Raw genomic sequence first — 20,685 nt, 5'->3', positions numbered from 1 at the left:
TTTGTTCCTTGAAGACTCGTGCTGACCTGGCCCCGGCGCCTTGCGGGCGGCGCCCCGAACGGCTCGGTGTTCCGCTAGATGTGCGGGACGTCCTCGGGGATGGGGTAGAAGGTCGGGTGGCGGTAGACCTTGTCACCGCTGGGCTCGAAGTAGGGGTCCTTCTCGTCCGGGCTGGACGCGGTGATGTTCTCGGCGAGCACGACCCAGATGCTCACGCCCTCGTTGCGGCGGGTGTAGAGGTTGCGGGCGTTGTGCAGCGCCATGACCTCGTCGGGGGCGTGCAGCGAACCGACGTGCACGTGGTTCAGGCCGCGCTTGCCGCGGACGAAGACCTCGTAGAGGGGCCACTCGGGGCGGGCCGGGGCCGCGTTGTCGTTGCTGCTCATACGGCGGCCTCCTGGGCGCTCTTCTTCTGCTGCTTCTCGGCGTAGGCGGTGGCGGCCTCGCGGACCCACGCGCCCTTCTCGTGGGCGGCGCGCCTGCGGGTGATCCGCTCGGCGTTCTTGGGGCCGGCCCCGGAGATGACCTGCTTGAACTCGTTCCAGTCCGGGTCACCGAAGTCGTAATGGCCGCGCTCGGCGTTCCAGGCCAGCTCGGGGTCGGGCAGGGTCACGCCCAGCTTCTCGGCCTGGGGGACGGTCATGTCGACGAACTTCTGGCGCAGGTCGTCGTTGGTGTCGATCTTGATGCCCCAGGTCATGGACTGCTGGGTGTTGGGCGAGTCGGCGTCGGGCGGGCCGAACATCATCAGGGACGGCCACCACCAGCGGTCGACGGCGTCCTGGACCATCTTCCGCTGGCCCTCGGTGCCCTCCATCATGCGCATCAGCAGCTCGTAGCCCTGCCGCTGGTGGAAGGACTCCTCCTTGCAGATGCGCACCATGGCGCGGGCGTAGGGGCCGAAGGAGGTGCGGCACAGCGGGACCTGGTTGCAGATCGCGGCGCCGTCGACCAGCCAGCCGATGACGCCGACGTCGGCGTAGCTCAGCGAGGGGTAGTTGAAGATCGAGGAGTACTTCTGGCGGCCCTCGATGAGCCGCTCGGTGAGGTCGCCCCGGTCCACGCCGAGGGTCTCGGCGGCCGCGTACAGGTACAGGCCGTGCCCGGCCTCGTCCTGGACCTTGGCCAGCAGGATGGCCTTGCGGCGCAGGCTGGGCGCGGTCGCGATCCAGTCGCCCTCGGGCTGCATCCCGATGATCTCCGAGTGCGCGTGCTGGGAGACCTGGCGGATGAGGGTCCTGCGGTAGGCCTCGGGCATCCAGTCACGCGGCTCGATGCGCTGGTTGGCGGCGATCCGGGCGTCGAATTCCGCCTGGAGCGCCTCGTCGGCGCCGGGGGGCGCTTCCTGGGCCGTGGTCGACATTGCTCTTTCCCCATTCATAACCGAACGTTCGGTCAGTAATTAGTATCCCCGGATCCGGGCGCCCAACGCAAGTCCCCGGGCCCCCGAATCCGAGCAGGTCACTGAGCCGGCGCCCCGCCGGTGCCCCGCGGGGACCGGCTACGGGCCCTCCAGCGGACTTCTACTGACCCGTGAAGGTCGGCTTCTGCTTGTTCAGGAAGGCCTTGACCGCGCCGACGTGGTCGGCGGTCACACCGAGCTGGTTCTGCAGCTCGGCCTCCTCCTCCAGCAGCTCAGGCAGCTCCATCTGGCCCTCGGCCGCCGAGCGCACCTCGCGCTTGGCCGCCACGAAGGCCGCCGTCGGGCCCGAGGCCAGCTGGACGGCGAGCTCGCGGGCGCGCTTCTCCCAGTCCTGGTCGTCCACGACCTCGGTGACCAGGCCCAGCTCGCGGGCGCGCTCGGCACCGAACACCGTGCCCAGCAGCATGAGCTCCATGGCGCGCGCTTGGCCCAGCGAGCTCACCAGGCGGTAGGCCAGCCCCGAGTCCGAGGCCAGGCCGATACCGGTGAAGGCCGTCCCGAACTTGGCCTTGCGGGCGGCCACGCGCACGTCTCCGGCGAGGGCGAACCCCATCCCGGCGCCCACGCAGGCACCGCCGATCCCGACCACGACGGGAACCTGGATCTCCTCCAGGCCCAGCACGATCTTGTTGTAGTGCTCGCGCACCGTGGTCAGCGCCTGGTCGGGGGTCTCCGACAGGATCTGCGCGTGCTCGGCCAGGTCCTGGCCCAGACAGAACGCCTTGTCCGAACCGAGGAACAGCACCGCGCGGGCGGTGGTGGACTCGGCCGCCTGACGCACCGCGGCCAGCAACTCCTCCTTGGCCCCGCGGGTCAGCCCCGGTCGGTTCAGCCGGATGGTGGCGACCCCGTCGGCCTCGACGAACTCCGCCGCCTTGACTTCACTCACGCCTTGTCTCCCTTATCCCTTGTCCCAGATGTGGAAGCCCTCGCCGCTCTTGCGGCCGAGCTTGCCCTCGGCGACCTTACGGCGCAAGAGCTCCGGCGGCGAGAACCGGTCCCCCAGTTCGGTGGCCAGGTACTCGGCGATGGCCAGGCGCACGTCGAGCCCGACCAGGTCGGTGAGCTTGAGCGGGCCCATCGGGTGGCGGTAGCCGAGCTCCATGGCCGTGTCGATGTCGGCGGGCGAGGCGACGCCCTCCTCGACCATGCGGATAGCCTCCAGGCCCAGCATGACGCCGAGGCGGCTGGTGGCGAAGCCGGGGGCGTCGCGGACCACGATCTCGGTCTTGCCCAGGGCGCCGGCCCAGCCGCGCACCGCTTCGAGGACGGCGGGGTCGGTCTCGGGGGCGGTCACGATCTCCACGAGTTTGGAGGCGGGGACCGGGTTGAAGAAGTGGGTGCCCAGGAAACGGCCGGGGCGCTTGAGCGCGGCGGCCAGCTCGGTGACCGACAGCGAGCTGGTGTTGGAGGCCAGGACGGCGTCCTCACCGACGGCGGCCTCGGCGGCGGTGAGCACCGCGAGCTTGAGTTCGGGCCTCTCCGGGACGGCCTCCACGACCAGACCGGCGTCGGCCGGAATGTCCGAGGCGTCGGTGACGGTGCTCAGCCGGGCGAGGTAGGCGGCGGGCTCGGCGTCGATCTTGCCGCGCTCGCGGGCCTTGTCCAGACCGGCGCCGACCCGGCCGCGACCGGCGTCGGCGGCCTCGGCGGTGGCCTCGACCAGCACCACGCCCGCGCCGGCCATCAGGAACTGCTGAACGATGCCGGCGCCCATGGTGCCGCCGCCGATGACGGCGACGGTGGCGGGCACACCCTGCGGGGTGATGCCGGAGGCGGTGTCGTCGGGGGCGCTGCTGTCGGAGCTCAACGCTTCTTCCTCTCCAGGAAACGGGTCATGCGGTCGTGCTTGTCGGCGCTCTCGAACAGCACCGCCTGTGTGAGGTCGTCGGCCAGCGGGTGCACGCCGTCGGCGTCCAGCACCATCTTGGTCATGCGCAGGGCCATCGCCGAGGAGGCGGCCATCCGGTCGATCAGGCCGTGCGCGCGCTCACGAAGTGTCTCGGACGGGACGATCTCGGCGACCAGGCCGTGGCGCAGCGCGGCCTCGGCGTCCAGCTTGAATCCGCCGATCAGCACCTGCTTGGCGACCGAGGTGCCGACCAGTTCCTTGAGCCGCCAGCAGGCTCCGGCCCCGGCGATGATGCCCAGGCCCGGCTCGGGCTGGGCGAACACGGCGGTGGGGGTGGCGATACGGATGTCGCAGGCGTAGGACAGCTCGGCGCCACCTCCCAGCGCGAAGCCGTCGACCGCCGCCACGGTGGGCGCCTGGAGCCGGTGCAGCCGCTCGAACAGACGGCTGTTGATCCCGGCCAGGGCTTCCTCCCGGCCGCGTTCGCGCAGCTCGGAGATATCGGCCCCGCCCGCGAACACGGTGCCGTGGCCGGTGAGCAGCAGCGGTTTGGGAGCGGCCTCGATCCGGGCGCACACCTGGTGCAGCTCGGCGATCATCTCGGCGTTGATGGCGTTGCGGGCCTCGGGGCGGTGCAGTTCGACCACCACACGGTCCTCGCGCCACTCGACCTCAAGCGTCTCGAACCGGGTTTCGGAGTACTGGCTCACGGGCGCTCCACCAGGAGTGCGGTGCCCTGGCCCACGCCCACGCACAGGGTGGCCAGACCTCGCTGGGCGTCCTCGCGCTCCATGCGGTTCACCAGCGTGACCAGGATGCGGGCGCCGGAGGAGCCGAGCGGGTGGCCCAGGGCGATGGCGCCGCCGTCGGCGTTGACCCGGGACTCGTCCAGGCCGAGCTGTCGCATCACGCCCAGTGACTGGGCGGCGAAGGCCTCGTTGAGCTCGACCGCGCCGACCTCGTCCAGCTTCCACCCGGCGCGGGCCAGAACCTTCTGGGCGGCCGGGACCGGCCCCAGGCCCATGACCTGGGGGTCGACCCCGGCGGAGGCGGATGCGACCACCCGGGCGCGGGGGGTGAGGTCGTACTTGCGCACGGCCTCGGCGCTGGCCAGGACCAGCGCGGAGGCGCCGTCGGAGAGCGAGGAGGAGTTACCGGCGGTGACGATGCCGCCCTGGCGGAAGACCGGGCGGAGCTTGCCCAGGCTCTCCATGGTGGAGCCCGGGCGCGGGCCCTCGTCCTCGGTGACCTCGTGGGTCTGGCCCTTGCGGCCGTGCACGGTGACCGGGACGATCTCGTCGGCGAAGCGGCCCGCCTGGGCGGCGGCGACGGCGCGCTCGTGGCTGCGCAGTGCGAAGGCGTCGCACTCCTGGCGGGTGAGGCCCTCCAGGGTGGCGACCTCCTCGGCGGTCTCGCCCATGGACAGCGTGTAGCGCAGCTCGTCGGGGGCGGCGCCGTCGGCGACCTTCGCGTCGGCCGCGGCGAAGCGCGGGTTGGTGAAGCGCCAGCCCAGGGAGGTGTCGGCGACCTCGCCCGGCTTGGCCCAGGGGGTGCCGGGCTTGGCCATCACCCAGGGGGCGCGGGTCATGGACTCCACGCCGCCGGCGACGATCACGTCGGCCTCACCGGCGCGGATGGCCTGCGCGGCCGAGGAGACGGCGGTCAGGCCGCTGGCGCACAGCCGGTTGACGGTGTAGCCGGGGACCTTGGGGTCCAGTCCGGCCAGCAGGGCGGCCATCCGGGCCACGTTGCGGTTGTCCTCACCGGCCTGGTTGGCGGCGCCGAGGATGACCTCGTCCACGACGTCACCGGGGACTCCGGCGCGGCGGACCACCTCGGACACGACCCGGGCGGCGAGGTCGTCGGGACGGACGGCCGCGAGGGCGCCCCCGTAACGGCCCTGAGGGGTACGCACCCCGTCGACCACGTAGACGTCGCTCACGAACGGCCTCCCATGTTGACTACGGTGGTCTGCGCCACCGTCCAGTGTGAACTCATCGACACACCTCCTTGACACGGCATGTCGGAGACTGAGTAAATGCATTAGTAACCGAACGTTCGGTCAGTAAGCAAGTCGGCCCTCCCAGCGGACCGGCCGAAGATCCACCTCAGCGCGGCCGCGCCGCCGAACCTCCCAGGCCCCGCAAGCCTGACGGAACACCGCGCACAGTACCCGGAGAGGCCCATGGCAAGCCAGGACACCACCACGCAGTCGGCCGGTACCGCCCTCCAGCAGCGTCTGGGACAGGCTCCCGCCCCCGAGTCCCTGGACCCGGCCGAGCGCATGAGTGTCGACGAACTGCGCGCCCTCCAGTTCGAGCGCCTGCGCTGGACCCTGGAGCACGCCTACACGAACGTGCCCCTGTACAAGCGCAAGTTCGACGAGGCCGGTGTGCGCCCCGAGGACCTCAGGACCCTCGAGGACATCTCCCTCTTCCCGCACACCACCAAGGCCGACCTGCGCGACAGCTACCCCTTCGGGATGTTCGCGGTCCCCCAGGAGCAGGTCAGCCGCATCCACGCCTCCAGCGGCACCACCGGCAAGCCCACCGTCGTCGGCTACACCCGTGAGGACATCGACACCTGGGCCACCGTCGTGGCCCGTTCGATCCGCGCCGCGGGCGGCCGCCCCGGCCACAAGGTGCACGTCTCCTACGGCTACGGCCTGTTCACCGGCGGCCTGGGCGCCCACTACGGCGCCGAAAGGCTCGGCTGCACGGTCATCCCGGCCTCCGGCGGGCAGACCGCCAAGCAGGTCCAGCTCATCCAGGACTTCCAGCCCGAGATCATCATGGTCACGCCCAGCTACATGCTGACCCTGATGGACGAGTTCGAGCGCCAGGGCATCGACCCGCGCACGACCTCCCTGAAGATCGGAATCTTCGGCGCCGAACCGTGGACCGAGAAGATGCGCCTGGAGATCGAGGAGCGCTTCGACATCAACGCCGTGGACATCTACGGCCTCTCCGAGGTCATGGGTCCGGGTGTGGCCAACGAGTGCGTGGAGACCAAGGACGGCCTGCACGTCTGGGAGGACCACTTCTACCCCGAGGTGCTCGACCCCCTCACCCAGGACGTGCTGCCCGACGGCGAGAACGGGGAACTGGTCTTCACCTCGCTGACCAAGCAGGCCATGCCGGTCATCCGCTACCGCACCCGCGACCTCACCACCCTGCGACCGGGCACCGCCCGCCCGATGCGCCGTATGGACAAGGTCACCGGCCGCAGCGACGACATGATCATCCTGCGCGGGGTCAACGTCTTCCCGACCCAGATCGAGGAGATCGTCCTGGGCCTGGACGGGCTCGCCCCGCACTTCCAGCTGGTGCTCACCAAGGAGGGCCGCCTGGACCGCATGGCCGTGCGCGTGGAGGCCGCCCCGGACTGCACCGCCGACCGCCGGGTGACGCTGAGCAGGGAGATCACCGCGACGATCAAGGACCGCGTCGGTGTGAGCGTGACCGTGGACGTCGTCGACCCCGAGCGGATCGAGCGTTCGGTCGGCAAGTTCCGCCGCATCATCGACCAGCGACCCAAGCAGTAGACCCACGCACACCTGCCCCGGGTCCGTACACACCAGTCACGGTGCACGGACCCGGGGCTTACCTGTGTCCGGCCCCCGGGCCTACCAGGGCGCACCCGCGTCGTGTCCCGATGTCGTGCCGCTGGAGCATCGCTGGGCTCTTCCCCGGGGCACCGGAAGGGGCCTGGTCTGCGCCACGGTGGCTGACGCGCCCGAGGGCCGCATCACGAGACGTCATTGGGGGGTTCACTGGCGTTCACCCGCTCGGTCCTTGCCTGGCCTGTGACTCCCGGAGGGTGCGGGATTCCTCGGGCTTGAGCCCTGGGCTTCACACCCCGCCGTTACCAGCGACGCATGTCAGGGTGGGAACAGGCCTGAAACACTGACCTGGAACCATCTGTTCGGCATCCACCGCCCCCTCTTTGCGTAGTTCACTCATCACGTGCGACTTTCCTGTCGCACTAGGGTTTGCGGGCCACCCCGCCGTATTCGGCAACCGGGCGGATACTGCCGACCTCGGCCGGTTCCGGGCGCCACAGCGAGCAGGAGACCACTCCCGGCTCCAACAGCTCCAGACCCTCGAAGAGCGCCTCGATGCCGGCCGCCGAACGGATGGTGAGCTTGGGGGTGCCCTTCTCGTTCCACGCCGCGGCCACCTGGTGGGCGCGTTCCTTGTCGATGTCGTCGGTGGGGTGGGAGACCACCAGGTAGCTACCGGGTGCGAGAGCGCCCAGCAGCCGGTCCAGGATCGAGCGCACCTCCCCGTCGTCGGCCACGAAGTTGACCACGCCCAGCAGCATCAGGGCCACCGGCTGGCTCAGGTCCAGGGTCTTGGCGGCCGCGGACAGGATGGAGTCCGGGTCGCGCAGGTCGGCGTCGACGTAGTCGGTGGCACCCTGCTCGGAGCCGGTGAGCAGGGCCCGGGCGTGCGCGAGGACCAGCGGGTCGTTGTCCGCGTACACCACGCGCGCGTCAGGGGCCACCGCCTGGGCGACCTCGTGGGTGTTGTTGTGGGTGGGCAGCCCCGTACCGATGTCCAGGAACTGCCGGATCCCCTTCTCCTCGGCCAGGTAGGTGACGGCGCGGACCAGGAAGGCACGGTCGGCGATGGCGTTGTCGACGATCTCGGGGAAGAACGAGCGGATCTGCTCACCCATCTCCCGGTCGACGGGGTAGTTGTCCTTGCCTCCCAACCAGTAGTTCCAGATCCTGGCGTTGTGCGGAACGGCGGTGTCGATCTTCGGTTCGGGGATCTCGGGGTTCTCGGGGGGCACGGTCCTGCTTTCCACTGCCGCGCCCGACTGGTGCCGGGCGAACTACGGGACCAGTAAACGGACTCCACAGCCGCCCGACAAGTACCAAAACTCCCTTTTATTCGGTCGTCGGAGCCACCGTGGTCCCGATAGGTTGCGGCAGACACGGCAACCGAACAGGGAGGCCCAGGTGAAGCACTCCACCGAGGAGTTCGCCCGCGTCGCCGAGCAGGGCACCGTGCTGCGCTGCCAGGTCGGCTCCGGCGCGCACGGCCTCAGCCTCGACGGCCAGAACGACCGCGACGAGATGGGTGTGTGCGTCGAACCGCCCGAGTACGTCATCGGTTTGCGCGCCTTCGAGCAGTACATCTACCGCAGCCAGCCCGAACACACCCGGTCGGGCTTCGGAGACCTGGACCTGACCGTCTACTCACTGCGCAAGTGGACCCGTCTGGCGCTGGAGGGCAACCCCGCCGTCCTGCTGCCGCTCTTCGTCCCCGACCACGAGATCGTCACCATCACCCCCCTCGGCCGCGACCTGCGCGCCAACGCCGAGCGCTTCCTCTCCCGCAGGGCGGGCGAGCGCTACCTCGGTTACCTGCGCGCCCAGCGCGACCGGATGGCGGGAACCCGCGGCGGCAAGCACACCAACCGCCCCGAACTGGTGGAACAGCACGGCTTCGACACCAAGTACGCCTACCACATGGTCCGGCTGGGCCTTCAGGGCGTAGAGCTGCTGGAGACCGGCGGCCTCACCCTGCCCATGCCCGAACCCGACCGCGGGTGGCTGCTGGCCCTGCGCCGCGGCGAGCACAGCCGCGACGACGCCCTGTCCCGGGCCAAGGAGCTGGAGGCCCGGCTGGAGGAGCTGTGCCGGACCTCCCACCTGCCCGAGCACCCCGACACCGGCTGGGCCGACCGTTGGCTGGTGCGGGCCTACCAACAGTTCTGGAACGAGAGCTGAACCACGCTGGTCAGAGCGGGCACCCGACGCGGCGTCGCGGTGACGGCGAGATAGGGTGATCCACCGAAGAGGTACATGCCGCGCCCGAAACTCCGGGTGTCCCGGTGTGCCGGGTGCCGGGGGTAAACGGCCCGCGGTGCCCGGGGGACGAAACAGTGAAGGAAACACCATGGTCGGAACCGTCGCGTTCGTGCTCATGATCATCAGCCTGTCGATGATGATCATCTCCGGTCTCATCGCGGCCGTCGTGAAGACCCGCTAGGGACGGACGTTCCAGCACTGGGTTGACGGGAGCACTGGGCTGACGGGTGCTCGCCGAGCACGGCCACGCACCCGTCACCCACCTCTCTCTTGGTGCCCCACAGCCGGTCACTCCGGATCGGGCACCGATTTCAGGGGCAGCCGGGCGATCTCCGCCCCGTCCCCTCCGGTGATGACGACCACCCCGCCGCCGATCTCATAGCGGGTCTGTCCCGCGTCCGCGACGTATCCCTCGTCCGTGCGCACGGCGGGCACCACCATCACCTCGCCGTTACCGTCGAGGAACTCCCCGAAGTAGTACAGCTCGCCCGCGCCGTTCGCACACAGCACGATCCGGTGCCGTTCGGTCTCGAAGGCGTCCACCAGCGCCCCCCGCCCCGTTCCCGGGACGTGCGCGGCGACCCGCTCCGGGCATTCCCGCTCCCGTCCCTCCCCTTCCGCCGGCCCGGTCGCATCCTCCTCGCTCCCAGGTAGCAGCCACGCCAGAACAAGCGTCACGCCGCCGACCGCGGCCAGTGCCAGCGCCCGCACGCTCCCCTGCGGCCAGCGCGGCGGACTCCACCGACCGCTGACCCTGTGGGCGGTACCGGTGGTCCCGGACACCGTCCGCAGGGGTTCGGTGACACCGGCTCCGGGCTCGGGACCGGTCGCCACCGGTACCGGCACCGGTTCGGTGTCGGCCACGGCCTGCCGATCCCACCACCCCGGGTCCTGTTCGGGCTCGGCCAGCGGCACCGGTTCGGCCGCTACTGGTTCGGTCAACCCTTCCGATACCTGCTCGGAGACCCGATCGGGCTCCGCCGCTGGCACGGTCTCCGGTTGCGGTAACCGTGCCCCGCCGAGGCGGGCCGGTGGCGGCTCCATCACCCGCACCGGCGGGAGATCGTCCTCCGCTTCGGAAGGCCGCGCTGCGACGGGTTCCTCCAGCAGGCCCCCGAACATGTCCTGCGTCGGTGCCAGCAGGTCGCCGCTGGTGGGCTCGGCCCCGCGCGTGCCCAGCTCCCGGAAGGTGTCGCACACCATGCACACGTGCTTGGACGGCTCGTTGTAGGCCGCGCACATCCCGCACTGCCAGTTGCCCTGCGCCATGCGCCCGCGTTCCTCCCCACGGCGGCCCGACCGCTCTGCGCACTCACGGTACGACGGGCGCCCACCAACGGCAGCAAAATCAGAAAACATGCAACACCGTCCGCTACGAACACACAAGGGGAAAACACTCCCAACCCCGACACCACACCGGTAGCAACCCGGTCCGACGGGCTTACCGAAGGGCCCGAGGAACCTCACCGCCGCGGTCATGGCACCTCGTCCCGGACTGACGGACCCTCGAACACATGGAGTCCCCCGACCCGCCCTGGCCGCCCTACTCGGACCTGTTCCTGCCCCCGCGCCGGAAGGGGGCCCTGCTGGCCGCGCTCCTGGGATCCGACCCGCCGCCCGCTCAGATCCGCCGCCCCGAGAACGCCGGACTGGCCCGCGACTGGTACTCCGCCGAGACCCGGGCGGCAATGGGGACTCTCGGCCAGCTGATGTCGGCACGCCTGTGGCAGCGCGTGTCCGGTCCTCGGGCCCGCGCACACTGCCCCCTGCTGGAGACCCTCGCCCGGGCCTGCGATCCGGTCCGCTCCGCTGAGCGCGACGCCCTCTTCACCATCGCCGAGAACGGCTTCGCCGACCTGGGCCGCACCCCCGAGCACGGCATCGTCAGGGCTCTGGCGCGTGCCCGCCAGAACCAGGTCGCCGACCTGGCCCTGTCCAGGGGGCTGGAACCGGCCGATCCGGGCCCGCCCCTGCGCGACCTGGCATTCTGCCTTCGCCTGCTCGGGGTCCAGGCCTGCCTCGCCCAGAACCGCATCGAATGGTGCCCCTGCCTGCGGACGCTCCTCTCCACCGGACCCCTGCCCGGGGCCCACCGGATCCTGGAGCTGTCCACCCGCTTCAGCCCCCGCTACGGCCTCAGCGCCACCGCCTGAGCCCGAATCCAACAGGGAAAGGGGGGTGGCAGCGCCGACACCGCGTGGCAGGGTGAGGGGCGGCCCGCTCCCCCGGGCCCGCCCCGCCCGCGAAGGGATGCTCCCATGCTCACCTCCCCCGTCGCCCAGCGCGCCCTGGCTCACCACACGGGCCCTGCCCTGGCCGCCGTTCTCATGGTCGGTTCGCTCCTGGCCGCCGCTGCGCCGGCGGCCGCGGAACCGGTCCCGGCCCCGGAAGAGTCGGTGGCCCGTGCCGAGTGGATGTCCGCCGTCCCCGACAGCGCCAACCTGGCGGCGCTGTCCATCCCCGGCACACACGACACCGGGGCCTGGCGCGGCACCGTGTGGTCGCGTACACAGGACCTGGACCTGGCCGAGCAGCTCGACTCCGGTGTGCGCTTCCTCGACGTCCGTACCCGCCACTACCGCGACGCCTTCCCGATCCACCACGGTGTCGAGTACCTGCACCTGAACTTCACCGACGTGGTCACCGACATCGGTGCCTTCCTCGACGCGCGCCCGACCGAGACGGTGCTCATGCGGATGAAGAAGGAGCACACCGAGGCCGAGAACACCCGGACCTACGAGGAGACCCTGGACCACTACATCCACGAGAACCCGGACACCCGCGACGTGCTCTCGACGCGCCTGTGGGTGCCCGAGCAGGGCACGGAGCGCGTGCCGGACCTGGGCGAGGTGCGCGGTCGGATCATCATCGTCCAGGACTTCTCCGCCTCCCGTGACTACGGAGTCCACTGGAACGGGCCCGCCCTGGACATCCAGGACGACTACCGGGTGCCCACGCTCTTCGACATCCCCGCCAAGTGGGAGAAGGCCCGCGACCACTTCGACGCGACCGAGGCGGGACCGGGCGACGTGCTCCACGTCAACCACCTCAGCGGCAGCGGGGCTCCCTGGGCCAACCCCCGCGAGGTCGCCTGGGGCGCGCTGGGTATCCGCGGGGTCAACCACCGCGCCACCGACCACCTGCGTCCCGTGGTGGCGTCCCGAACGGGTGTGGTGGTCATGGACTTCCCCAGTCAGGAGCTGACCGACCTGGTCCTGGCTCACAACCCGGGCTGATCCGGATCCCGGCTCCGCCGGGGTGCCCGCGCCCTTCCTCAGCCGTGCCCTGAACCACGACGGCCCCGGGGGTCCGTCGCCTGGCCGAGCCCCGTGTCAGCGCCTGGAACAGCGTCACCACCGGTATGGCCGACGGTTCCCTGGAGATCGGTTCGCGCACCCCGGTGCGCGGCCGACCCGCTCAAGCCGGTGCGGGCCACCCGTCCACCGCGTCCCGCACCGGCGCTCGCGCGGATTCGCGCGGGTCCAGAGTACGGACTCCGCCCGAACGCGGGTGGACGGTTCGGCGAAATTCACGCGGAGCACATGTGACCCCGAAGTCGCTTCAGCCCGAAAACTCGTGGTTCAACAGAGCAGGCACCTTTATGGCGTAGATTCAGCTGTTTCGCGCGCTTTCGTCCATGGCGGCGAACCATTCCCGGGAGCGCTTGGTCTGGATCAGCATCAGGACGATCAACGGGAGAACGAAGCCCATGAAGGCAGTGCCCTCACCGCTCAGGACCGTGTTCAGCACCGCGACCAACCCGCCGCCGCCCACGAGCAGCCGCACCACCAGGTGGTTCCTCGTTCCGCCCCGGCCGATCCGCAGCGCCGCCACCAGCAGGAGCACGATCACGACCAGCCCCAGGACGAAGCTCCGCAGGATGCCGGCGGTGGTCGCCCCCACCGTGGCGAAGACGGCGTCGGGCCCGTCGGAGTGCAGGAAGGCACCGACGATCCCGAGGAGGCTCATCACCAACAGGACACCGGACAGGCCGCAGACCACGAAGAGGATGATGCGCGCGGCGGTCACCACACCGGGCATCGCGGGTGCGCTCTGGTTCTGCATCGGGGGATTTCCTGCTCTGTGAAGTGGGATGTTACTTCCGGGAGGTTATCGCCCCGCGGCAGCGAAGCCTCTGGCCAGGGGCTCGCCCCGACCGATTGTTAACACAGCCGTAGCACGGCGCGCCCGCTGGTACCGGCCGGGCCCGCCCGGCCCCGAGTCAGTCCCAGCCCTCGCGGCCGTCGTCGGGCGGACCGGGGAGTCGACGCCCCGTGACCGCGGTGAGAACGGTGCGGCCTGGATCAGCCGCGGTGGCTGCGCGCGGACGCCCCGACCGCGTGCGGGCGGCCTGTCTCCGCAGCGGTGGACTCCCCGGCCTGCGGTCCCGGGTCCAGGGTGCGTTCCAGGGAGAACAGGACGTCGTCGGCGGTGACCGGATCGCCGTCGGAGAAGACGGCGTCCTCGCCCAGGGTCACGGTCCAGCGGGTCAGGTCGTCTCCGTCCGGCTCCCAGGAGGCGGCCAGGCGGGGCTGGACGGCCCCGTTCTCGTCGGTCACGGTCAGTACGTCGTAGAGCATGGCGAACCGCAGGTAGTCGGATTCGTTGCCGACACGGCCGTGCGGGTCGTGGGTGGTGCCGTCGGCGGAGGCCTGCTCGCCTTCAGCGCCACCGCAGGCGGTGGCCGCCAGGAACACCGCGAAGGCGCCCGCCGCCAGGGATCGTCCTCTCATCGTTCGGCCTTTCTCGGGGCGGGGCCGTGGTCGGCACGGTCCCGGAAGAGGTCTCCCGACTCGGGGGAAGGCGGGTCAGGAGGGTTCGTGGGCGGTGACGGCGCCCGGGGCACCGGAGGTGCCTGGGCGGGTTCGCCGGAGGGGTCGGGCACGGGCCGGGTCGTTCTCATGGTCTTCCGTGGCGGTGGAGGCGGGAGGGGGCGTAACGTCCGAAGCGGTCAGGCGCCAACCGCGGGCGCGTTCGCGGGTCCGGACGAAATCGGCGTACCGCCCTCCCCGTTCGAGGAGTTCGTCCGGGGCACCGGACTCCACGACACGGCCCGCTTCCAGGAAGACGACACGGTCGGCGGCGGCCACGGTGGCGAGGCGGTGGGCGATGACCAGCACGGTGCGGTCACGGGCGAGTTCGACGGCCGTACGCGTCACCAGCGCCTCGTTCTCGCTGTCCAGGGCCGAGGAGGCCTCGTCCAGGACGACGACCGGCGCGTCCTTGAGCAGGGCCCGGGCGATGGAGACCCGCTGTTTCTGGCCGCCGGACAGCGCGGTTCCGCCTTCCCCGACCCTGGTGTTCCAGCCCTCGGGCAGGTCGGCCAGGACCGTGTCGAGCCCGGACAGCGCGGCCGCCCGGTCGAGTTGTTCGCCGGTGGCGTCGGGGGCGGCCAGGCGCAGGTTCTCAGCGATGGTGGCGTCGAAGAGGTACACGTCCTGGAAGACCAGGGCCACGTGCCGGGAGAGTTCCTCGCTGCCGATGTCACGGACGTCGGCCCCGCCGAGGCGGACCTGCCCGCGGTCGGCGTCGTGGAAGCGGGCCAGCAGGCGGGCCACCGTGGTCTTGCCGGAACCGGAGGGGCCGATCAGGGCGGTGAGCGTACCGGGTTCGGCGCGCAGGGTGACCCCGTCCAGTGCCGGGGCGTCCTTCTTGCGATCGTAGGAGAAGGTCACGTCGTCGAACTCCACGACCGCGCCCTGCGGCAGGACCGGCGACTCCGGCTCGGGGAGGGGTCGGGCGTCCAGGACGGCGTTGATCCGGTCGAGCCGGTTGGTGGCCATGCGCAGGGCGGCGCCCTGGTCGGCCGCCGTGGCCAGGGGGTGGGTGAACCGGGCGACCAGTACCAGCAGGGCCACGGCCAGGGCGGGGTCGAGTCCGCCGTCCAGGACGAACACGACCGCGCACACCATGATCAGCGCGAACGTGAGCCGGACCGTGAAGGAGTAGGCCAGCATCACCGGGGCGATGCGCAGCAGCAGACGGCGCGCGGCCCCGTGCTCGGAGGTCAGGGCCCGGTCCAGGCTCTGACCGCCCTGTTCGGTACGGCCGAAGGCCCGCAACACCGGCTGGGACCTGGCGTACTCCAGCACCCGGGAGGCGGCCTCGTCCGAAACCGCGTCCCGAGCGGCGTCGTTGCGGCCCACCGCGTCGTTGGACAGGGTGAAGACCATCCACACCACGGGCAGGCAGGCCGCGGCCGCCAGGGCGATCCGCCAGTCCCAGACGAACAGCACCGACACCGCCACGACGGGGGTGACCACCGCGTCGGCCAGCGGCGGGTAGATGTGCACGGGCACGTTGGTACTGCGTGAGACCCCGTCGGTGACGACCCGGTTGAGCTCGCCGACCCGGTTCCCGGTGAACCAGCCCAGGGGCAGTCGGACCAGGTGTTCGCCGATGCGGTGGTGCAGGCCGTGGGAGATCGCCCCGCCGACCCGGAAGTTGACGAAGAGGCCGAGGGTGCGCAGCAGGGCGTAGACCAGGGTGACCAGGGCCAGGGCCGCCGCCCAGCCCAGCGCGGCCCGGGGCCCTTCCCGGAGGAGTTCGGTCAGCACGGGCACCAGAAGGGCGAAGACCACCCCCTGCAGCACCGAGACGGCGGTGGTCAGGGCCAGGCTCCTCTTCACGGGACCGGCCTGTTCCGGCCCCAGGGCCCTGAGGAAAGCACGGATCACTGGTCTGCTCCCGGTTCGTCTCGGTGGTGTGCCTGGGATCGGTGGTGTGCCTGGGCCCGCCAGAGTTCGGCGTAACGGCCGCCCCGTGCCAGCAACTCGTCGTGGGTTCCGGTCTCCACCACCCGGCCCTCATCCATGACCGCGATCCGGTCCGCGCCGGTGACGGTGGTCAGGCGGTGGGCCACCACGAGGACCGTGCGGCCGCGGGCGAGTTCGCTGAGCCCGTCCTGGATGGCGGCCTCGGAGACCGGGTCCACGGCCGCGGTGGCCTCGTCCAGGACCAGGACCGGGGTGTCGGCCAGCAGGGCGCGGGCGATGGAGACGCGCTGGGCCTCACCGCCGGACAGGTCGGCGTCCTCACCGATCACGGAGTCGTAGCCCCGCGGCAGGGCCTCGATCCGGTCGGCGATCTGTGCCGCGCGTGCGGCGGTCTCGATCTCCTCGCGGGTGGCTTCGGGGCGCCCCAGGGCGATGTTGTCGGCGACCGTCTCCCCGAGCAGGCGGACGTCCTGGAGGACGAAGCCGACGCTGCGGTAGGGGTCGGCGATCTCGCGTAGGTCGGCCCCGCCGACGGTGATCGATCCGGCGTCGGCGTCGTGGAAGCGGGCGAGCAGGGCGGCCAGGGTGCTCTTCCCTGCTCCCGAGGGTCCGACGAGGGCGGTCACGGTGCCCGGTTCCAGGACCAGGTCCACCTCGGCCAGGGCCCGGGGGCCCTCCCCCGCCGTCCGGTCATCGTTGTAGGAGAAGGACACGCCGTCGAAGACCACGCGGGGTTCCAGCGGCGGTGGTTCCTCACCCTGGCGCAGGGTCGGGGTGTCGAGCAGTGCGGTCACCCGTCCGGCCGCGGCCCCGGCGGCCTGGGTCTGCCGGATCTGGGAGCCGATGACGTTCATCGGCGCGCACAGGGCCGGTGCCAGCAGGGCGAAGGCCACGATCGCAACCGGCTCGGTCCACCCGGCGAGGGCGAAGCCCACCCCCGCGAGCACGGTGACCACGGTGACCATGGGCGCCGACAGCAGCAGGAAGGATCCGACCGTCACCGGGGTGGTGCTGCGCGACCAGTTCAGGAAGAAGTCGGCGAAGTCGTCCGCGGCGCGGGTGAAGCGCTGGTGGGCGCGCCGGTGGCCGCCGAAGTGCTTGACCACCTGGATGCCGTCCACGAACTCCACGGCGGAGGAGTTGATCCGGTTCATCGCCTCGGCGTACTGGGCCATCTTCGCCATGCCCCCGGCCATGGCCCGGGAGAACAGGAAGATCCCCGCCGCCACCAGCAGGACCGAGACCAGGGCCAGCCGCCAGTCCACGGTGAACAGGTAGACCAGGGCGACCAGCGGCACGGTGACGACCGAGGCCAGGTCGGGCAGGGTGTGCGCGACCAGGGAATGGACGTCCTCAATGTCGTCGTGCACGGCTTTCTTGACCCGGCCCGATCCGCGGCCGGTGAACCAGCCCAGGGGTACCCGGGACATGCGGTGGGCCAGGGCGCGGCGGACCGACAGCTGCATGTCGTTGTCGGCCAGGTGGCCGACCAGGGTGGAGACCGTGCCCGCGGCGAGCGCGGCGACCGACGCGCCCACGGCGACGCCGACGAGGAGCCACACGCGGGAGGTGTCGACCACGCCGTCGGCGAGCAGCGCACGGGCCAACTCGACCAGGCAGATGAGCGGGACGAGTCCCAGCGCCGAGGCGAGTCCCTGGAGCACCACCGCGGTCCGGATCCGGCCCTTGACGGGTCGGAGCAGGGTCTGCAACGGCGAGAGCGACTGCTCGGCCTTCGGCCGGGCCTCAGCGGTGGGTGCGGTCGGTGTCCGGCTCATGTGACCGGCCCCCAGGTCTCCGGGGCGGCCTCGTGGCCGCCGCCGGGCAGGCGGTCGACCGGAGGCCGCGAGGGCTCCCCGCGCTCCGCACGGGGGAGGTGCCCGGCGACGCCGAAGGGCGCCGCCGCCGCGATGGGGTCGGGCAGCGGGATCTCCCGCGCGGGCTCGGGCAGGACGGTGACCCGACAGCGCGGGTCGGGGTCGGAGGACACCTGGCGGTGGCCGACGAGGTCGAAGAGCTCGGCGTCCGGTGAGTAGCAGTCGATGGCTGGGATCGTGTCCTCCACGAGAGGGAAGGTGTGGGTTCGCGTGCACGCGGCTCGAACGTGATCGGTCAGGGGGTACTGGGCCAGGCCCCTGAGTCGTGGGCCGGGGAGGGGGGTCGACCCGGTTGGCCAGGGCTGGGGCCGCCTGTTGCCGTTGGGGAAGGGGCAGGGGTGGTCTGCGGGGGCCTCGACGAGGTCCAGGTCGCCCGGGACCAGCCGCTCCCCGTAGGAGCTGAGCGCTTCCGCGACGTCCAGGCGTCGGCGGGCACTCCCTGATCCTCGCCAGGGCCTGTTCGACCCCGTCAGCGCTCAGGTCGCGCGGGTCCCGCACGGTGACCGTCGGCTTGGCTCCGGCGGGTTCGATTCGTTCGTCACTGAGCCGCGCACCCCCTGGGGTCGCCTTGCGCCCGGCGAGCAATAACGAAAACCGTTTTCATTGCTGACATGTCCATGTATAGCACCGGCGGAAGCGCCGGGGCGACCCGCTCTGCACAAAGGGAGGACGCCGGAGGGGGGAGGCCGGATCCACCATCCGGGCGGACACCCACCCGCAAGCCCATGGGCTTCAGCCGCGGGCGGTCGACAGACAACGCGGACAGACACCGGTCAGCTCGAAGGTGTGGTCGACCTGATCGAAATCGCTCATGCCCTGGATCTTCTCCACGACTTCCGTGATTTCGGCGACCTGATCGACCTCCTCCACCTCACCGCAGACCCGGCAGAACAGGTGGTAGTGGCGAACGGGCGTCCTGCACCGCCGATAGAGACGCTCCCCCTCCGGAGACTGGATCGTGTCCAGCACTCCCTCCTGGGACATTCGGTGGACCGTGCGGTAGATGGTGGACAGGCTCGGCGGACCGGAGGCGGAGGGGTTCGACCGGTCCAGGTCCCGGAGGATCTCCCGACAGCTGCGAAAGCGGGAGCCACGGCCCAGAACCCTGAGCACGGCATCGTCGTACTTGGGTGTGTTGGCCATATCAGCCGACTGCCCGATGGGGGATCACCGGCGACACGGGGCCAACTCGGCGTTGGCATCGCCCTACGTACACGAGGAGGACTCCTGGGGGGCACGACTCGGGTAGATGAAAATGATTATCAGTACCGTAACATGCCCGCAGCTACCCCAACCGCCCCACCCGGGGCGCACCGGCCACCGACGGGGTCGTGTAAAGTACGGAAACGATTTTCATTTTCAATATTGAAGACACCATGGAGAGGAGCATCCGATGCGCATCGCACTGGTCACCGGTCTGCACGCGGCCGCGCGCCGTCAGGCCGTCAACGACCTCCTGGCCGCGGTTCCGCGTTCCATCAGCGTGCATCACAACATGGAGGACATCAGTGACGGAGCGGTCCACCGCGAGGTGCGCGACTGCTCCGGCCCCCTGGAGAGCGAGCAGGTACACCTCGACCACGCCTGCGCCTCCTGCACTCTGCGCGAGGACCTCATCCCCTTCCTCCTGAGCACCGCGGACGCCGGCCGACACGACCTGTGCGTGGTGGAGTCCTGGGACGGGGTGGAACCCCGACTGATCGCCGAGAACATCGCCGCGCAGGACGGGCTGCGCCTGGCGACCGTCGCCGCGGCCGTCGATCTCGCCCATCTGACCGCGGACCTGGGCAGTAACGACGATCTGAGCGACCGCGGACTGGACATCGCCCAGGACGACTCCCGCACGGTCGCCGAAGTCCTCAACCGGCAGCTGGAGTACCCGAACGTGATCGTCCTGCACGGTTCGGGAGCCGACCGCCACGCACGGGCCCTGCTCGGGCAACTCAACCCCGCGGCCGTGATCGTCCGTTCCAGCTCGGACCTCCAGGGCTTCCTCGACGGGCGTTTCGAGCCCGAGTCAGCTCACGCCCGCACCAACCCGGCATGGGCGCACTACACGGACCACGCCGAGGACCAGGGCGTACGAACGGTGACCTGGACCAGGACCCGGCCGATGCACCCCGAGCGGCTCGCCGAGGCGCTGGAGGAGATCGTCGCCATGAGCCTGCGCGGCAGGGGCAGGTTCTGGCTGGCCAGCCAGCCCGACACCCTCCTGGTGTGGGACTCCCACCAGGACCTGCTCATGGTGGAGAACGGCGGCCCCTGGATGGCCGCGCTCCCCGACGCGGCCATGGACCTGGTCTCCCGGACCCGGCGGTCCTCCGCCCTCCTGGACTGGGACCCGGTGGTGGGCGACCGCCGCCAGCACCTGGCCTTCACCGGGGTCGGCATGGACACCGGAGCCCTGCTGACTCTGCTGGAGTCGTGCCTGGTCACCGAGGCAGAGGCAGGCCAGGAATTCCACAACGACCCCTTCGCCGAGTTCTCGGAAAAATGAACCCGACCGCCCGCGAGGAACAGCCCGGGACCGTCGTCGGCCGCTACGCCGAGTGCTCGTCCCAGTGGTCGTCGTGCTTGCGGTGAAGGTGCCCGTCGTGCACGTAGTCCACGTGGTCCTCGTGCGGCACGGCCACGTGCCCGCAGCCCTCACCGTGCGCGTGCGTGTGGTCCTCGTGTACGGCGTGCCCTTCGGTGGGGCACTCGTCCCAGTGGTCGTCGTGGACGCGGTGAAGGTGCCCGTCGTGCACGTAGTCCACGTGGCCCTGGTGGGGCACCGAAACGTGTCCGCAGCCCTCGCCGTGCTGATGCGTGTGGCCCTCGTGGGTCAGATGTGCGGTCGCCATGTTCTCCCCCAGATGCGTGTCCGGCTCACTGCTCGCGCGAACAGTAACAACGTAACCACTGGTCACACCCGTCTTCAAGGAGCACCGGTGACCGAATCTCCCACCGAGAACCGGAGGTAGGCCCGTGAACGGTGACCGTCGGCCCCGCGCCGT

General features: G+C 70.7%; 20 protein-coding genes. 5 read left to right on the top strand and 15 right to left on the bottom strand.

Annotation, left to right across the window (positions count from 1 at the left end; all coding sequences use genetic code 11):
• Nucleotides 1-74 precede the first annotated feature (74 nt).
• The 6 genes from paaB to HNR07_RS04825 all read right to left on the bottom strand — a co-directional run bounded on the left by paaB (nucleotide 75) and on the right by HNR07_RS04825 (nucleotide 5,217).
• Complete coding sequence (gene paaB / locus HNR07_RS04850; RefSeq protein ID WP_184362449.1) at nucleotides 75-386, bottom strand: 1,2-phenylacetyl-CoA epoxidase subunit PaaB; 312 nt, start codon at nucleotides 384-386, stop codon at nucleotides 75-77.
• On the bottom strand, nucleotides 383-1,363 hold the full coding sequence (gene paaA, locus HNR07_RS04845) for a 1,2-phenylacetyl-CoA epoxidase subunit PaaA (RefSeq protein ID WP_184362447.1): 981 nt from the start codon (nucleotides 1,361-1,363) through the stop codon (nucleotides 383-385). Before paaA ends, paaB begins: the two co-directional genes overlap by 4 nt.
• A 160-nt stretch (nucleotides 1,364-1,523) precedes the next feature.
• The gene (locus HNR07_RS04840; RefSeq protein WP_184362445.1) at nucleotides 1,524-2,312 is read right to left on the bottom strand and encodes an enoyl-CoA hydratase/isomerase family protein; all 789 of its coding nucleotides are present in this window, start codon (nucleotides 2,310-2,312) and stop codon (nucleotides 1,524-1,526) included.
• A gap of 12 nt (nucleotides 2,313-2,324) precedes the next feature.
• On the bottom strand, nucleotides 2,325-3,233 hold the full coding sequence (locus HNR07_RS04835) for a 3-hydroxyacyl-CoA dehydrogenase family protein (RefSeq protein ID WP_184362443.1): 909 nt from the start codon (nucleotides 3,231-3,233) through the stop codon (nucleotides 2,325-2,327).
• The gene (locus HNR07_RS04830; RefSeq protein ID WP_184362441.1) at nucleotides 3,230-3,985 is read right to left on the bottom strand and encodes an enoyl-CoA hydratase/isomerase family protein; all 756 of its coding nucleotides are present in this window, start codon (nucleotides 3,983-3,985) and stop codon (nucleotides 3,230-3,232) included. Before HNR07_RS04830 ends, HNR07_RS04835 begins: the two co-directional genes overlap by 4 nt.
• A complete protein-coding gene (locus tag HNR07_RS04825) occupies nucleotides 3,982-5,217 on the bottom strand; it encodes a thiolase family protein (RefSeq protein WP_184362439.1) in 1,236 nt (411 codons plus the stop codon). Before HNR07_RS04825 ends, HNR07_RS04830 begins: the two co-directional genes overlap by 4 nt.
• 243 nt (nucleotides 5,218-5,460) lie before the next feature.
• Here HNR07_RS04825 and paaK point away from each other — a divergent pair, with 243 nt between their 5' ends.
• Nucleotides 5,461-6,819, top strand: a complete 1,359-nt coding sequence (gene paaK / locus HNR07_RS04820) for a phenylacetate--CoA ligase PaaK (RefSeq protein WP_184362436.1) — start codon at nucleotides 5,461-5,463, stop codon at nucleotides 6,817-6,819.
• 440 nt (nucleotides 6,820-7,259) lie between these two features.
• On the opposite strand, the gene HNR07_RS04815 is transcribed toward paaK, so the two are convergent.
• Nucleotides 7,260-8,072 carry an SAM-dependent methyltransferase gene (locus HNR07_RS04815; RefSeq protein WP_184362434.1) on the bottom strand — a complete coding sequence of 271 codons (813 nt, stop codon included), beginning with the start codon at nucleotides 8,070-8,072 and terminating at the stop codon, nucleotides 7,260-7,262.
• 169 nt (nucleotides 8,073-8,241) lie between these two features.
• Between HNR07_RS04815 and HNR07_RS04810 the strand changes: the two genes are divergently transcribed.
• Nucleotides 8,242-9,015, top strand: coding sequence for a nucleotidyltransferase domain-containing protein (locus HNR07_RS04810; RefSeq protein ID WP_184362432.1), 774 nt, complete (start codon nucleotides 8,242-8,244; stop codon nucleotides 9,013-9,015).
• A 369-nt stretch (nucleotides 9,016-9,384) separates the two neighbouring features.
• Here HNR07_RS04810 and HNR07_RS04805 read toward each other — a convergent pair whose 3' ends face one another.
• Nucleotides 9,385-10,365, bottom strand: coding sequence for a hypothetical protein (locus tag HNR07_RS04805; protein ID WP_184362430.1), 981 nt, complete (start codon nucleotides 10,363-10,365; stop codon nucleotides 9,385-9,387).
• Between the two features lie 245 nt (nucleotides 10,366-10,610).
• On the opposite strand from HNR07_RS04805, the gene HNR07_RS04800 reads away from it, so the two are divergent.
• Both HNR07_RS04800 and HNR07_RS04795 read left to right on the top strand, forming a co-directional pair.
• Complete coding sequence (locus HNR07_RS04800) at nucleotides 10,611-11,249, top strand: hypothetical protein (protein WP_184362427.1); 639 nt, start codon at nucleotides 10,611-10,613, stop codon at nucleotides 11,247-11,249.
• Between the two features lie 105 nt (nucleotides 11,250-11,354).
• Nucleotides 11,355-12,332 carry a phosphatidylinositol-specific phospholipase C gene (locus tag HNR07_RS04795; protein ID WP_184362425.1) on the top strand — a complete coding sequence of 326 codons (978 nt, stop codon included), beginning with the start codon at nucleotides 11,355-11,357 and terminating at the stop codon, nucleotides 12,330-12,332.
• Between the two features lie 376 nt (nucleotides 12,333-12,708).
• Here the strand turns inward: HNR07_RS04795 and HNR07_RS04790 are convergent, their stop codons facing one another.
• The 6 genes from HNR07_RS04790 to HNR07_RS04765 form a co-directional block, all read right to left on the bottom strand.
• On the bottom strand, nucleotides 12,709-13,161 hold the full coding sequence (locus HNR07_RS04790; RefSeq protein ID WP_184362424.1) for a hypothetical protein: 453 nt from the start codon (nucleotides 13,159-13,161) through the stop codon (nucleotides 12,709-12,711).
• A 239-nt stretch (nucleotides 13,162-13,400) separates the two neighbouring features.
• Nucleotides 13,401-13,829, bottom strand: coding sequence for an ABC transporter substrate-binding protein (locus tag HNR07_RS04785; protein ID WP_246420090.1), 429 nt, complete (start codon nucleotides 13,827-13,829; stop codon nucleotides 13,401-13,403).
• Between the two features lie 75 nt (nucleotides 13,830-13,904).
• Entirely contained in the window at nucleotides 13,905-15,773 is a 1,869-nt protein-coding gene (locus tag HNR07_RS04780) for an ABC transporter ATP-binding protein (RefSeq protein WP_312893594.1), read from the bottom strand.
• Nucleotides 15,770-17,590: an ABC transporter ATP-binding protein gene (locus HNR07_RS04775; protein WP_184362422.1), complete on the bottom strand. Its 1,821-nt coding sequence runs from the start codon at nucleotides 17,588-17,590 to the stop codon at nucleotides 15,770-15,772. The genes HNR07_RS04780 and HNR07_RS04775 overlap by 4 nt, the downstream gene beginning before the upstream one ends.
• Nucleotides 17,587-17,877: a hypothetical protein gene (locus tag HNR07_RS04770; RefSeq protein ID WP_184362420.1), complete on the bottom strand. Its 291-nt coding sequence runs from the start codon at nucleotides 17,875-17,877 to the stop codon at nucleotides 17,587-17,589. Before HNR07_RS04770 ends, HNR07_RS04775 begins: the two co-directional genes overlap by 4 nt.
• A gap of 544 nt (nucleotides 17,878-18,421) precedes the next feature.
• Nucleotides 18,422-18,832 (bottom strand): Fur family transcriptional regulator, encoded by a 411-nt coding sequence (locus HNR07_RS04765; protein WP_184362418.1) that lies wholly within the window; start codon nucleotides 18,830-18,832, stop codon nucleotides 18,422-18,424.
• A gap of 250 nt (nucleotides 18,833-19,082) precedes the next feature.
• On the opposite strand from HNR07_RS04765, the gene HNR07_RS04760 reads away from it, so the two are divergent.
• Nucleotides 19,083-20,186, top strand: a complete 1,104-nt coding sequence (locus tag HNR07_RS04760; protein WP_184362415.1) for a CobW family GTP-binding protein — start codon at nucleotides 19,083-19,085, stop codon at nucleotides 20,184-20,186.
• A gap of 43 nt (nucleotides 20,187-20,229) precedes the next feature.
• On the opposite strand, the gene HNR07_RS04755 is transcribed toward HNR07_RS04760, so the two are convergent.
• The gene (locus tag HNR07_RS04755) at nucleotides 20,230-20,532 is read right to left on the bottom strand and encodes a threonine dehydratase (protein WP_184362412.1); all 303 of its coding nucleotides are present in this window, start codon (nucleotides 20,530-20,532) and stop codon (nucleotides 20,230-20,232) included.
• Nucleotides 20,533-20,685 lie beyond the last annotated feature (153 nt).

The sequence above is a fragment of the Nocardiopsis metallicus genome, assembly GCF_014201115.1.
Classification (GTDB): domain Bacteria; phylum Actinomycetota; class Actinomycetes; order Streptosporangiales; family Streptosporangiaceae; genus Nocardiopsis; species Nocardiopsis metallicus.
This window is presented reverse-complemented; position numbering and strand designations above follow the sequence as displayed.